The sequence below is a fragment of the Dietzia cercidiphylli genome, assembly GCF_014145145.1.
In the GTDB taxonomy this organism is placed as follows: domain Bacteria; phylum Actinomycetota; class Actinomycetes; order Mycobacteriales; family Mycobacteriaceae; genus Dietzia; species Dietzia natronolimnaea.
Map to the genome: position 1 here is coordinate 1 of NZ_JAALEA010000255.1, position 13,925 is coordinate 13,925.

A 13,925-nucleotide genomic window follows, 5' to 3' on the forward strand; every position below is an offset into this window, starting at 1 on the left:
CCGGCCTGCCCGAGCTGGTCCTGGCCCAGCCCGGCCCCGCGCGCACATGGGCCGTGGCAGTCGTGCGTCACGGACGTCTGGCCGCCTCGGGGATCGTGCCGGCCGGGGCCGCCCCCCTCCCCGTCATCGACTCACTCAGGGCGGGCGCCACGACCGTGCGACCCGGACCCGGGCCGTTCTCCGGCGCCAGCGCCTCGGAGATCCGGAACGTGCACAGATGGATCGACTCCGCACCCACCCGCATCGTGTCGGTCGCGGGTTGCTGGGCCCTCCCCGTCGACGGTGCCCACACTCTGACCGCATGGGCGGATCGAGCCGAACGGGCGGCCGCGGAGACGAGCAGAGCAGGGATCAGTCCCGCGCGACGCTGAAGGCCGCCCACCTGTCCAGGAGTCCGGCCGCCTCGCCGTCGTCCACCGCCCTCGCGGCGCGATCCACCGCCGACGTCATCGCGGTCACCAGGTCAGCTCCCGGCTCGAGTCCGTCGAAAGCCACCAGCGCAGCCGCGGAATTGAGCAGGACGGCATCCCTGACGGGGCCCTTCTTACCCGCCAGCAGGTCCCGGGCGACGCCCGCGTTGTGCTGCCCGTCCCCCCCACGCAGCTCCTCGATCGCGCACGTCGCCATCCCGAAGTCGCCGGGGGCGATCTCGTCCTCCTCGATCCGGCCGTGCGAGACGCGCAGCACGCGGGTCGGCCCGGTCATCGTGATCTCGTCGAGGCCGTCGGCTCCCCGCACGACGAGCGCCGAGCGCCCGCGGAGCGCGAAGACCTCCGCCATCACGGTCATGAGACGGTCGAAGGCGCACCCGATGAGGTTGGCCGCGGGGGCCGCGGGGTTGGTCAGGGGACCCAGGATGTTGAAGACGGTCGGGATGCCGATCTCCCGCCGTGGCGCGGCGGCGAAGCGGAGGGCGGGATGGAACACGGGGGCGAAGCAGAAGGCCACACCCACCTCGTCGACACACCGGGCGACCTCCTCCGGGCCCAGGTCGATCGCCACCCCGAGAGCCTCGAGGACGTCGGCCCCTCCGCTCTTCGATGACGCCGCACGATTACCGTGCTTGACCACGGGCACTCCGCAGGCGCTCACGACGAGGGCGGACATGGTGGAGATGTTCACCGTTCCCTGCCGGTCCCCGCCGGTCCCGACGATGTCGACGCAGGGCCGGGAGGTCGGCACGCGACGCGAGTAGTCGAGCATCGTGGAGGACAGGGCGTCCAGTTCCGGACCCGTGACACCCTTCATGTCGAGCGCGACCCCGAACGCCGCGATCTGCGCATCCGTCGCGAGGCCCTCCATGATCCGGGACATCGCCCAGCGGGCGTCCGCCGGTTCCAGGTCCTCACCCGCCGTGAGCGTGCCGAGTACCCCGGGCCAGGACCGGCCCTCGTCGAACGCTGCAGAACTCCCCACGTGTCCCGACCTCTCTCCCTGGATCCCGGCGGTCCGTCACCGTCCGACCGCACAGTGACAATCGTGCCACCAGCCGCGTCGTCGGTGCCCGCGGACTCCCGTCACGGGACCCGTTCCCCCAGCCGCAGAAGAGCCTGAGAAGGCCCTGATACCCCTGCACGGGGTGCGTCCCCTGACGGGTTACCGGGGAGTTCTAGGAACGACCTGCGAAAACGCTGTGGGGACACGCCGAAATCGGGGGTCCCTGCAGCCTCCGCCCACCTCAGGGGTCATACTTGGCCTCGTGACGAGCGCAGTGGATAACTCAGGATCGGCAATGGCTCAGCGCGTTCATTCGCTGAACCGGCCGAACATGGTCAGTGTGGGCACCATCATCTGGTTGTCCCAGGAGTTGATGTTCTTCGCGGGGCTGTTCGCGATGTACTTCGTCTCCAAGGCGAACTCGGGAGGTGACTGGCCCTCCTACCCGACGCACCTCAACGTCCCGTTCGCCCTGACTATCACGGCGATCCTCGTGGCGTCCTCGGTTACCTGTCAGATGGGCGTCTTCGCCGCCGAGCAGGGTGACGTCTTCGGTCTCCGTCGCTGGTACATCATCTCGGCCCTCATGGGCACGGTCTTCCTCATCGGTCAGGCCTACGAGTACGTCATGCTGTACCTCGAGGGCACCACGATCTCGTCCAGCGTCTACGGGTCCGTCTTCTTCATCACCACCGGTTTCCACGGCCTCCACGTGGCGGCCGGCGTCCTGGCGTTCGTCGTCCTCGTCATGCGGACGACCATGTCCCGGTTCACTCCCGCCCAGGCCACGGCGGCCATCGTCGTGTCGTACTACTGGCACTTCGTCGACGTGGTCTGGATCGGCCTCTTCGTCACCATCTACTTCATTCAGTAGTCAGCTGGCCGCAGGACGCTGCGTCCAGCAGGTCCCAACTCCAAAGGGAACTCATAATGAACTCACCTCACCCACCCGCTGCGGACACGCCGTCGCCGGAGCCCGCGGTGAATCCGGCGCGCCCGGTCTCGTCCAAGCGTCGCCGTAAGGCGACCGGCGCGCTCGTCATCGCCGCCGGTCTCCTCGGCGCCGGGGCCATCGCCACTGCCGTCGTTCCCGATCCCCAGGTCGCGACGGCCCAGCAGGACCAGGCCGCGCTCATCGCCGAGGGCAAGCAGATCTACGACGTCGCGTGCATCACCTGCCACGGAATGAACCTGCAGGGTGTCGAGGACCGCGGGCCCTCGCTCGTCGGCACGGGCGCGGGCGCGACCTACTTCCAGGTCCATTCCGGTCGTATGCCGGCGGCCAACAACGAGGCCCAGGCCGAGCGCAAGAAGCCGCGCTACAGCGAGCACCAGATCATCGCGCTCGCGGCGTACGTCCACCTCTTCGGCGGCGGTCCCGAGATCGTCACCGATCCCGACGGGTCGATCGCCCAGGGGTCGCTGCGCGGTGCCTCGGGCGAGGCCCGCGCCGAGGAGATCGCGCGCGGTTCCGAGCTCTTCCGCCTCAACTGCGCCTCCTGCCACAACTTCACCGGTCGCGGCGGAGCGCTGTCGGCGGGCAAGTACGCCCCCATCCTCGACCCTGCCAACGAGCAGGAGATCTACCAGGCGATGCTCACCGGTCCGCAGAACATGCCCAAGTTCTCGGACCGTCAGCTCACGCCTGACGAGAAGAAGGACATCATCGCCTTCATCAAGGACACGGACTCCAAGGTCTCGCCCGGCGGCTACGCGCTCGGCGGACTCGGCCCCGTGACCGAAGGTGTGGCCATCTGGCTAGTCGGCATCGTCGCCCTCATCGGTGCGACCCTCTGGATCGGATCCCGTTCATGAGTGAGACCCCCAAGAACCCGTCCCCCGCGGACCTCGACCGGATGAGCGACGCCGAGCTCGTCCGGTTGGGAACCGAACTCGACGAGGTCGACGTCCGATTCCGCGAGAACCGGTGGCCGGACGGTGTCACCACGCGATCCGAGAAGCGTGCCGCACGAGTCGTCACCACCTGGTTCGCACTGTCCGCGGTCCTCGCGCTGGCCTTCGCCGTCATCTACATCGCCTGGCCCTGGGAGTACCGCGGCCAGGGCGAGGACGGCTACTGGCTCTACATGGTGTACACGCCCCTCCTCGGCCTGACGATCGGCCTGTCGATCCTCTTCCTGGGCTTCGGTGCGGTGCAGTTCACCAAGAAGTTCATCCCCGAGGAGATCTCGGTCCAGACCCGTCACGACGGCCCGTCGGAGGACATCGACCGCCGGACCCTCGTCGCCGGGCTCAACGACTCCTGGAAGACCTCGACCCTGGGTCGCCGCAAGGTCATGGGCGGCTTCCTCGGAGCGAGCGTGGCCCTCATCGGTCTGTCCGCGATCCTGCCGCTCGGTGGCATGGTCAAGAACCCGTGGCGCCGTGGGGAACTCACCATCGCCGGAGACGGCACCCTGCACACCACGGGGTGGACCCTCGCGTCGGACACCCGTCCGGACGGGCTCCCGGCCGAGAAGGTGTACCTCGGTCGCGACACCGGCAAGGTCTACCCGGACGGCCATCCCCCCGCGGGTGAGGGACGCCTCGAGCGCATCCACGTCGAGGACCTCTCAGCCGGTGGACTCGAGTCGGTCTTCCCGCTTCCCGAGAGCGCCCTGGGCGACTTCGAGGAGCACATGCACTCGATCCACGGGGCGCGCAACTCGGTCATGCTGATCCGCTTCCGCCCCGCCGACTCGGCCCGGGTGATCAAGCGCAAGGGCCAGGAGAACTTCAACTACGGCGACCTCTACGCCTACTCGAAGATCTGCACGCACCTGGCGTGCCCCACCTCACTGTACGAGCAGCAGACGCACCGCTTCCTCTGCCCGTGCCACCAGTCGCAGTTCGACGCGCTCGAGTACGCGAAGCCGATCTTCGGCCCCGCCGCGCGCGCACTGCCGCAGTTGCCCATCGCGGTTGACAGCGAGGGTTACCTCGTCGCCAACGGTGACTTCATCGAGCCGGTCGGACCTGCCTTCTGGGAGCGTCGTTCATGAGTAACAACACCAAGCTCGCGACGATCGGGGACAACCTCGACTCGCGATACACCATGGCCAAGGGCATGCGTCGGCAGATCAACAAGGTCTTCCCCACGCACTGGTCCTTCCTGCTGGGCGAGATCGCCCTGTACAGCTTCATCATCCTGCTGATCTCGGGTGTGTACCTCACCCTCTTCTTCGACCCGTCGATGTCGAAGGTGATCTACCAGGGTGCCTACGCGCCCCTCAACGGCATCGAGATCTCCCGGGCCTACGAGACGGCGCTCAACATCTCGTTCGAGGTCCGCGGCGGCCTGTTCGTGCGCCAGATCCACCACTGGGCGGCACTACTCTTCGTCGCCTCGATGATCGTCCACATGATCCGCATCTTCTTCACCGGCGCGTTCCGTCGCCCGCGTGAGGCCAACTGGGTCATCGGTTGCGTGCTGCTGCTGCTGGGCATCGTCGAGGGCTTCCTCGGCTACGGCCTCCCGGACGACGTCCTGTCGGGAACCGGCATCCGGATCACCTCCGGCATCATCGTCGGGCTCCCGGTGATCGGGACCTGGATGCACTGGATGATCTTCGGCGGGGACTTCCCCGGCGATCTCCTGATCCCGCGCTTCTACATCCTGCACGTGCTCATCATCCCCGCTATCATCCTGGCCCTCATCGCCGCGCACCTCGCGCTGGTCTGGTACCAGAAGCACACGCAGTTCCCCGGGCCGGGCCGCACGGAGAACAACGTCGTCGGCGTCCGGATCCTCCCGGTCTTCGCCGTCAAGTCCATCGCGTTCGGCGCCATCACGGTCGGCATGCTCATGCTCTTCTCGGGCCTGTTCACCATCAACGCGATATGGAACCTCGGGCCGTACAACCCATCCCACATCTCCGCCGGCTCGCAACCCGACTGGTACATGCTGTGGACCGAGGGCGGCGCCCGCGTGATGCCTGCGTGGGAGATCTACCTGGGCAACTACACCATCCCTGCCGTCCTCTGGGTGGCCGTGATGCTCGGCGCCATGGTCGCGGTGATGTTCCTGTACCCGTGGATCGAGGCCAAGCTCACCGGTGACACCGCGCACCACAACCTGCTCCAGCGTCCGCGCGACGTTCCGGTTCGTACCGCCGCCGGCGTCATGGCCATCACGTTCTACGTGATCCTGGTGTTGATGGGATCCAACGACCTCATCGCGTATCACTTCAACATCTCGCTGAACGCCACCACATGGGCGGGCCGGATCGGTCTGATCCTGCTGCCGCCGGTCATGTACTTCTTCACCTACCGTCTCTGCCTGGGTCTCCAGCGGGCCGACCGGGAGGTCCTGGAGCACGGGATCGAGACCGGCATCATCATGCGGATGCCGCAGGGCGAGTTCGTCGAGGTCCACCAGCCGCTGGGCGGGATGGACGAGCACGGTCACGCGGTTCCGCTCGAGTACGCGGGTGCCAAGGTGCCCACGAAGATGAACCAGCTCGGTGCGGCCGGCCGGCCCCCGCGGGGCGCACTCACCGCCGACCCCGTCGACGAGGTGCGTCATCTCGACGACGCCGATCACGGCAAGCACGACCGCGAGCACTCGATGCTCACCACGTTGCAGCAGGAGAACCGTACGCGTCGCCACGACGAGCACTGATCCACCGCTGACACCCGACCGCGGGCCGGAGCTCCGAGAGGAGTTCCGGCCCGCGGTCGTCTCGCCTCCTCCACCGGGGGCGAGTGATCTTTCGGGAGCGGGTGATCTGTCGGGGGGTCGACGTCGCGGGCCGCGTGACACCGGCCTCACCCCGGCGCCTGGGACGTCCTCCTCATGGGACGGGTTGGGCCGGAGGCCCGTGGGACCACCCGGGAGGTGCGGTCACCGTGCCCGGCCACCCGCGAGAGGTGGCGGGCGCTCCGGTCACCGGGCGACCGGAGCGGGGTTCACCGGCAGCGGCTTCCCGGCCATGTCGGCCACGGCCCGGAAGGCCATGGTCATGCCCGACCCCAGGGGAACCCCGGGACCCGGGTATGCCTCACCGGACACCGACGCCGACGAGTTGCCGGCGGCGTAGAGGCCCGGGATCGGTGCACCGTCGGTACCCACCACGGCCCCGTTCGGGTCGATCACGGCACCACCCTTGGTGCCCAGGTCCCCCAGCACCAGGCGCACGGCGTGCAGACGATCGCCCCCCAGGGGCCGCAGGCATTCCTCGGCAGTGGAGGCGCCGAGGAAGAACCTCCCGTACGGATCCTCGCCCCGTCCGAAGTCGTCATCTCTGCCCTGCGCGGCATGGCCGTTGAACCGGGTGACGCTCTCGGCGAGGACGTCCGGATCGATACCGATGGCCTGGGCCAGCTCCCCGATCGTCGCTGCGGTGTGCCAGAGCCCGGCCGCCCGCAGCTGCTCGGGATCAGGGGCGGGGACGCAGATCGCCGGATACCCGCCCGCCTCCGAGTCATCGAAGACGAACCAGAACTCCTCGCCCGCTCCGTCGTCCATCCGGGCGTGCATGCGACGGCCCATCTGGTCGTACGGCAGGAGTTCGTTGGCGAAGCGACGACCTGCGCCGTCGACGATGATCCCGGAGCGGAAACCGAGGGTGAACGCCGCGTGCCCGTTGGGGAACAGTGTCGCCGGACACCACCATGACTGGTCCAGCAGGTCGAGTCTGGCCCCGACCTCGTCGAACATGCGGACGGCGTCCCCGGAACCGGTATCCGGGTGGGAGGCCGACCAGTCAGAGGTCGGCATCCGCTGCCACCGTCGACGCAACTCCGTCGACCGCTCGAATCCGCCCGCGGCGACGAGTACGCCCCGCCGTGCGCGAATCGACCGCAGGCCCGAGCCCTCTCGCACCTCGACCCCCACGACCCGCCCGTCGTCGTCGCGGATAAGTCGCTCCGCAGCCGTCGACAGCCAGAGCTCGGCCGACTCCATGCCATCCAACGCCAGCACGAGCCGGGCGACCCAGGCGCGGCCGCCCTCCAACCTGGCGGTGTCCTCCGGGGAACCGAACTGATCCGACGGCACCGAGGAGCGGATATCTCCGGTGCGCTCACCGACCTCCTCCCCCTTGATGGGCTTGGGGTAGATGCTTCGACCCACCTCCTGGCGTCCGGGTGCGTCGAAGTAGTCGGGGAACGCCTGGAATCTCGTAGGGATCCCCAGCGTGTCCTGGAGGAAGTCGACGACCATCGGCCCGGTGTTCAGGTACGCGTCCTGCAGGTCGTGGTCGGTCCGGTCGCCCACGACGGCGCGGAAGTAGGTGCGGCCCGTGTCCACCGAGTCCTCCAGCCCGTCGCGGGCGAGGACGGCGTTGCCGGGCAACCACACCGCGCCGCCCGAGTACGCGGAGGTGCCCCCGAAACGGTCCGTCTTCTCGACGAGACAGGTGGACAGCCCCCGCGAGGCCGCCGCGGCCGCGCCGAAGAGCGCCGCGACGCCCGATCCCACCACAACCACATCGAACTCTGCATCGAACGTGCCGGCCTGCGTCGTCACGGGCTCTCCTCGTCTCGTCGTCACGGGCACACGGCCCGGACACCGGCCGTGGGCCGACGCCTACTAGAACACGTTCTACACTAGCTTCCCGGCGCGTTTCCGTGGCCCGACCGGCGGGTTTCGTGACACCTCAACGTCGTGCGGGCATGATCGCGGTGTGACGCGCAACGAGGTCGAACACACCGAGGACGGTCGCTACATCGTGGTCAGGGGGAGGCGATGGAGGGCCACCGATCCGTCGATCCCGGACACGCTCAGGACCGAACTCGTCTCCGCGCTCATGACCGGCCGCCGGCTCGTGAAGTCCGAGGGTGACGCCGCGCGGGTGATGGTGCACGACGCCAAGACCGCGCTGGGCGAGCGCGGCGACCCCTGGTGGGATCCGACCGAGGAGGGGACGCGGAACCGGTTGGCCGCGACGATCCGAACGCTGCTCCGCTCCCGCGGCGAGGGCTCGATCTGCCCCAGCGACGCCGCCCGCACGGTGGGCGGCGAACAGTGGCGCGAGCTCATGGACACCGCCCGACAGGTCGCCCTGGATCTCCGAGCGGACGGCGTCGTCGCCATCACGCAACGTGGCCGGGTCGTCTCCGGAGCCGACATCCGAGGCCCGATCCGCATCGTGGCGGCGGACGCGCTCGACTTCCGGCCACCGACGGACGGCAGCGTGGCACGGGACTGAAGCTACCAGCCGGTAACCCCCGCCATGTCGCGGTTCGCGACCTTGTACGATCACTTCTGGTAGGAGACATTCACCAGATCGCCCCGTCCCCCTCTCACGGCGGGTCGTCCAATGGAAAGGCATACACCCTTGCGTCGCACAGTGTTCAACGAAGACCACGAGGCCTTCCGCCAGACCATCCGCGCCTTCATCGAGTCCGAGGTGTCCCCCCATTTCCAGGAGTGGTTCGACGCGGGCATCGTGCCGCGCGAGTTCTACTACAAGCTCGCCGATCTCGGGGTCTTCGGCATCAACGTCGACGAGGAGTACGGCGGCGCCGGGATCAACTCGCACAAGTTCGAGGCCATCCTGTCCGAGGAGACCGCCCGGGCGGGCGTGAACTTCGGTGGATCGGGCGTTCACGTCCTGCTGGGCCTGCCCTACATCAAGGCCCTGGCGACCGAGGAGCAGAAGCAGCGTTATCTGCCCAAGTTCGTCTCCGGCGAGGAGATGTGGGCGCTGGCCATGACCGAGCCGGGCACCGGCTCGGACCTCGCCGGCATGAAGAGCACCGCCAAGCTCTCCGAGGACGGCACCCACTACGTCCTCAACGGTGCCAAGACCTTCATCACCGGCGGTGTCCACGCCGACCGCGTGATCGTCTGCGCCCGGACCGCTCCCCCGCGCGAGGACGACCGTCGCTTCGGCATCTCCCTCCTGGCCGTCGACACCAAGCTCGCGGGTTACTCCGTGGGACGCAAGCTCGACAAGGTCGGTCTGCGCACCTCCGATACCGCGGAGCTGGCCTTCAGCGACGTCAAGGTCCCTGTCGAGGACCTGCTCGGCGAGGAGAACCGTGGTTTCTACTACCTCGGCCAGAACCTGCCGTCCGAGCGCTGGGGAATCGCGTACGGCGCCTACGCCCAGGCCGCGGCCGCGGTGCGCTTCGCCAAGGAGTACACCCAGCAGCGCACGGTCTTCGGCAAGGAGGTCGCCTCGTTCCAGAACACCAAGTTCGAACTCGCCGCCTGCCAGGCCAAGGTCGACGCGGCGCAGGCCGTCGCCGACCGCGCGCTCGAGGCACTCGACGAGGGAGAGCTAACCGCGGCCGAGGCCGCATCGGCCAAGCTGTTCTGCACCGAGATCGCGGCCGAGGTCATCGACCGTTGCCTGCAGCTGCACGGCGGATACGGGTTCATCAACGAGTACCCGATCGCCCGCCTGTACACCGACAACCGGGTCAACCGGATCTACGGCGGGACCAACGAGGTCATGAAGACCATCATCGCCAAGGACATGGGACTGTAGTCCCCCACCGGGCCTGATCCGGGCCGGGACCTGCGCGCCGCGCGGGTCCCGGCCCGAGCTCGTTCCCGGGTGATGCCCCCGACGTCGGAGACGCCACGACCGCGGGTTGCCGACATGAGTCCCGGCTTCGGGCGGTGATCCGTGAACAAACGAAGCCCCCACCGCGTCTCGCGGTGGGGGCCTCGTGGGGTCTGACCGTCGGTCAGTGCTTCTCGCGGCCCCAGTGGTACTCGAAGACCAGGGCACAGGCGGTGATGATCAGCGCGGTCGCGCCACCGAGCAGCACCCACCAGTTCCAGAACGCCGCGCCGAAACCGATGATGAGGATCGAGAAGGCGATGAAGAACGGCCAGAAGCTGTGCGGGCTGAAGAACCCGAGCTCGCCGGCGCCGTCGGAGATCTCCGCCTCCTCGTAGTCCTCGGGAAGCGTGCTGATGCGCCGCGCCACGAAGCGGAGGTACCCACCGATCAGCAGGCACAGCCCGGCGGAGAGCACGAGAGCCGTGGAGCCCACCCACTCGATACCCGTGCGCGAGGTGCCCGTGAGGTAGGTGTACGCGATGGCCAGGATGGCGAGGAAGACCACCAGTCCGTCGAAGATTCTTACTGTTGCGTTCATCGTGCAGGAGCCCTTCGCGTGATACCGGGAGAGACGTCAGTTAGCGGATGCGTTCTCGATGATGTTGTTCTGGTCGCGGGTATCGCTGCGGCCGGTCTTGAACGGTGCCGTGGACGTGGAGTAGGGCTCCTCGCCGATCGACGCGAGCGCCTCCGCGTTGGACGCGGTCGGGTTGTCCTGGCGGAACTGGATGTACTCCGCGAAGGCCTCCGGCGACACCGCCCTGAGCTCGAAATTCATCATCGCGTGGTACGCGCCGCACATTTCGGCACACCGTCCGACGAAGGCGCCCTCACGCTCGATCTCCGCGATCTGGAACATGCTCAGCTGCTGGTTCTGGCCGGGGTGCGGCATGACGTCGAGCTTGTAGATGAACTCGGGGATCCAGAAGGAGTGGATCACGTCGGCCGCCGCGAGGCGGAACTCGACGCGGGTTCCGGTCGGCAGTACGAGCACCGGGACCTCTTCGGAGGTGCCGACGGTCTCGATGTCGTTGAAGTGGAGGTACGACTTGTCCTCGGCGAGGCGACCGTGGATCGGACCGCCGGCGGCGGGCTCCCCGTGGTGACCGAGGGCCATGCGCTGCTCCTCCGAGAGGACGCCGGCCTCCTCGGCCGCACGCTGGGCCTCCTCGTTGGTGCCGTCCTCGATGGACACACCCGCGACGTCGACCTTGTTGTACCCGAACTTCCAGTTCCACTGGAACGCGGTGACGTCGACCTTGACGCCGACCTCTTCCTCCGGCCGGAGGTCGAGGACCTTGTTCTGCGTGATGACGGTGAAGTAGAAGAGCACCGAGATGATCACGAACGGCACCGCCGTGTAGACCAGCTCGAGCGGCACGTTGTACGCGGTCTGACGCGGGAACTCGCCGTCGTCGTTCTTCCTCTTGCGGTGGAAGGCCATGGTCCAGAAGATGAGGCCCCACACGAAGAACCCGACGACAAGCGAGGTGATGACGGTGATAGTCCAGAACTCCCTGATGGCGATGCCCTCGGGCGTGATCCCGTTGGGGAACCCGAAGTTCATGGTCTGGTTCCACCATTTGTTGTCGGTGTGGAGGCTGCAACCGGACAAAATCAAGCCCAATGTGCCGAGCGACACCGCGAGTGCAGCCCTGCGCGTCCGACGACGCCCGTCACGCTGTTCCACCATCACGCCTTCCTGATCAGCGGCACCGACCACGTGGCCGGGACACTTAGGAATCGTAGACCACGGCTCTCAGTTTGGAAGCCGCGGGTCCCGGCATTTCACCGAACCCACCCCTCCGCCGTCCGGCGCGGCGGGCGGGAGCCCCGGGACCAGTAGTATTCGAACCCATCGTGGCCCGCAGACGCGGGTTCTCCCCCACCCCCGACGACGATCGACGAGGTACCCGACGAATGTGTGGCCTGCTTGGTCTGCTCACCCCCGACGGCTCCGCCCGCGCCCAGGAATCGAGGGTTCTGGGCGCGATGGGGTGCCAGCGTCACCGCGGTCCGGACGAGGTGGGGACCTGGGTCGACGACGACCTGGCGTTCGGCTTCAACCGTCTGTCGATCATCGACATCGCGCATTCGCATCAGCCGCTGCGCTGGGGTCCGCCCGAGGCCCCCGACCGCTACGCCCTGACGTTCAACGGGGAGATCTACAACTACGTCGAACTCCGTGCGCAGCTGCGTGAGGAGTTCGGTGCCGAGTTCCGGACCGAGGGCGACGGGGAGCCGATCGTGGTGGCGTTCCACCACTGGGGCCCCGCCGCCGTCCGCCGGCTCCGCGGGATGTTCGCCTTCGCGATCTGGGACACCGTCGAACGCACCCTCTTCGTGGCCCGCGACCCCTTCGGGATCAAGCCCCTCTACATGGCGACCGGTCCCGGGGGCACCGCGTTCGCGAGCGAGAAGAAGTCGATCACCGAACTGATCGACCTCCTCGCCGTCGACACCTCTCTCGACACCCGCGCCCTACAGCACTACGTCACCCTCCAGTACGTCCCCGAGGACGAGACGCTGACCCGCGGTGTCCGCCGCCTGGAATCCGGTTGCCACGCGACCCTCTCCCCCGGCGCCGCTCCGGTGATCGAGCGCTACTTCGAGCCGACCTTCCCCGTGGTCCCTGTCGCCGACGGCGATTCCGAGCGCCGCTACGAGGAGATCGCCGTGGCCCTCGAGGACTCCGTGGCCAAGCACATGCGCGCCGACGTCACCGTGGGTTCGTTCCTGTCCGGCGGCATCGACTCCACCGCCATCGCCGCGCTCGCCCGGCGTCACAACGAGAACCTCCTCACCTTCACCACGGGGTTCGAGCGGGAGGGTTACTCGGAGGTGGACGTGGCCGCCGAGTCCGCCGCGGCGATCGGTGTGGAACACATCGTCAAGGTGGTCTCGCCCGAGGAGTTCGCCGCCGCGATCCCCGAGATCATCTGGTACCTCGACGAGCCGGTCGCCGATCCGGCCCTGGTCCCGCTGTACTTCGTCGCCCGCGAGGCCCGCAAGCACGTCAAGGTGGTCCTGTCCGGCGAGGGCGCGGATGAGCTCTTCGGCGGATACACCATCTACAAGGAGCCGCTCTCGCTCGCACCGTTCGAGAAGATCCCCGGTGGCCTGCGCCGCGCACTGGGAAGGGTGAGCACGCGGATCCCCGAGGGCACGCGTGGGAAGAGCCTGCTGCATCGCGGATCCATGAGTCTCGAGGACCGCTACTACGGCAACGCGCGCTCGTTCTCCGAGGACCAGGTCCGCTCGGTCCTCACCGACTACCGTCCCGAGTGGAGCCACCAGGACGTGACGGCTCCGATCTACGAGCGCTCCCGCGGGTGGGACCCTGTCGCCCGGATGCAGCACCTGGACCTGTTCACGTGGCTCCGCGGGGACATCCTGGTCAAGGCGGACCGGGTCACCATGGCCAACTCACTCGAGCTGCGCGTGCCGTTCCTCGACCGCGAGGTCTACGAGGTCGCCTCCCGCCTGCCGTACACGGAGAAGGTCGCTCACGGGACCACCAAGTACGCGCTCCGCAAGGCGCTCGAGCGGATCGTGCCGGCGCACGTGCTGCACCGGAAGAAGCTCGGCTTCCCGGTTCCGACCCGCCACTGGCTGGCCGGACCGGAGCTGCACGACTGGGCGCGGGCGCAGGTCCTGGCCTCGGGCACCGACGAGTTCGTGGACAAGGCCGCCGTGATGCGCATGCTCGACGAGCACCGCCGTGGCGAGTCCGACCACAGCCGCCGGATCTGGACGATGCTGTGCTTCATGATCTGGCACGGCATCTTCGTGGAGGGGCGCATCACCCCGGACATCGAGCAGCGGGACTACCCCGTGCGCCTCTAGTCCGACCCGACCCCGCCGCCAGCCGGACCCGATCTCGGGCCCCCGCGGGCCCGACCCATCGAGAAGAGCGTTCCGCACACACCCTCTCGGGTGGTCTCCAGGAGCTAGCGCAACACCCTGACT

The 13,925-nt window shown here is 68.0% G+C and carries 11 protein-coding genes and 1 pseudogene; 8 read left to right on the forward strand and 4 right to left on the reverse strand.

Annotated features, from left to right (window positions below; genetic code table 11):
• Positions 1-371: pseudogene (locus tag G6028_RS09665) on the forward strand (hypothetical protein); the annotation flags it as partial.
• On the opposite strand, the gene trpD reads toward G6028_RS09665, so the two are convergent.
• The gene (gene trpD / locus G6028_RS09670) at positions 352-1,416 is read right to left on the reverse strand and encodes an anthranilate phosphoribosyltransferase (RefSeq protein WP_182610020.1); all 1,065 of its coding nucleotides are present in this window, start codon (positions 1,414-1,416) and stop codon (positions 352-354) included. The pseudogene G6028_RS09665 and the gene trpD sit on opposite strands and share 20 nt — an antisense overlap.
• A 283-nt stretch (positions 1,417-1,699) precedes the next feature.
• On the opposite strand from trpD, the gene ctaE reads away from it, so the two are divergent.
• The 4 genes from ctaE to qcrB are packed head-to-tail and all read left to right on the forward strand — an operon-like array spanning position 1,700 to position 6,058.
• Positions 1,700-2,311: an aa3-type cytochrome oxidase subunit III gene (ctaE, locus tag G6028_RS09675; protein WP_182610021.1), complete on the forward strand. Its 612-nt coding sequence runs from the start codon at positions 1,700-1,702 to the stop codon at positions 2,309-2,311.
• 56 nt (positions 2,312-2,367) lie between these two features.
• The gene (gene qcrC, locus G6028_RS09680) at positions 2,368-3,252 is read left to right on the forward strand and encodes a cytochrome bc1 complex diheme cytochrome c subunit (RefSeq protein WP_182615678.1); all 885 of its coding nucleotides are present in this window, start codon (positions 2,368-2,370) and stop codon (positions 3,250-3,252) included.
• Positions 3,249-4,439 (forward strand): cytochrome bc1 complex Rieske iron-sulfur subunit, encoded by a 1,191-nt coding sequence (qcrA, locus tag G6028_RS09685; RefSeq protein ID WP_182658742.1) that lies wholly within the window; start codon positions 3,249-3,251, stop codon positions 4,437-4,439. The genes qcrC and qcrA overlap by 4 nt, the downstream gene beginning before the upstream one ends.
• On the forward strand, positions 4,436-6,058 hold the full coding sequence (gene qcrB, locus G6028_RS09690; protein ID WP_182658743.1) for a cytochrome bc1 complex cytochrome b subunit: 1,623 nt from the start codon (positions 4,436-4,438) through the stop codon (positions 6,056-6,058). Before qcrA ends, qcrB begins: the two co-directional genes overlap by 4 nt.
• 264 nt (positions 6,059-6,322) lie before the next feature.
• Here the strand turns inward: qcrB and G6028_RS09695 are convergent, their stop codons facing one another.
• Positions 6,323-7,906 (reverse strand): FAD-dependent oxidoreductase, encoded by a 1,584-nt coding sequence (locus G6028_RS09695; protein WP_182640073.1) that lies wholly within the window; start codon positions 7,904-7,906, stop codon positions 6,323-6,325.
• A 157-nt stretch (positions 7,907-8,063) separates the two neighbouring features.
• On the opposite strand from G6028_RS09695, the gene G6028_RS09700 reads away from it, so the two are divergent.
• Positions 8,064-8,588, forward strand: coding sequence for a DUF3253 domain-containing protein (locus tag G6028_RS09700; RefSeq protein WP_179525030.1), 525 nt, complete (start codon positions 8,064-8,066; stop codon positions 8,586-8,588).
• Positions 8,589-8,717: 129 nt separating this feature from the next.
• Positions 8,718-9,875: an acyl-CoA dehydrogenase family protein gene (locus tag G6028_RS09705; RefSeq protein ID WP_182615672.1), complete on the forward strand. Its 1,158-nt coding sequence runs from the start codon at positions 8,718-8,720 to the stop codon at positions 9,873-9,875.
• A gap of 202 nt (positions 9,876-10,077) precedes the next feature.
• Here G6028_RS09705 and G6028_RS09710 read toward each other — a convergent pair whose 3' ends face one another.
• Both G6028_RS09710 and ctaC read right to left on the reverse strand, forming a co-directional pair.
• Positions 10,078-10,494: a cytochrome c oxidase subunit 4 gene (locus tag G6028_RS09710; RefSeq protein WP_179525028.1), complete on the reverse strand. Its 417-nt coding sequence runs from the start codon at positions 10,492-10,494 to the stop codon at positions 10,078-10,080.
• 36 nt (positions 10,495-10,530) lie between these two features.
• Entirely contained in the window at positions 10,531-11,649 is a 1,119-nt protein-coding gene (ctaC, locus tag G6028_RS09715; protein WP_179525027.1) for an aa3-type cytochrome oxidase subunit II, read from the reverse strand.
• Positions 11,650-11,876: 227 nt separating this feature from the next.
• On the opposite strand from ctaC, the gene asnB reads away from it, so the two are divergent.
• Positions 11,877-13,802: an asparagine synthase (glutamine-hydrolyzing) gene (gene asnB, locus G6028_RS09720; RefSeq protein ID WP_182653740.1), complete on the forward strand. Its 1,926-nt coding sequence runs from the start codon at positions 11,877-11,879 to the stop codon at positions 13,800-13,802.
• The last annotated feature ends 123 nt before the right edge of the window (positions 13,803-13,925 follow it).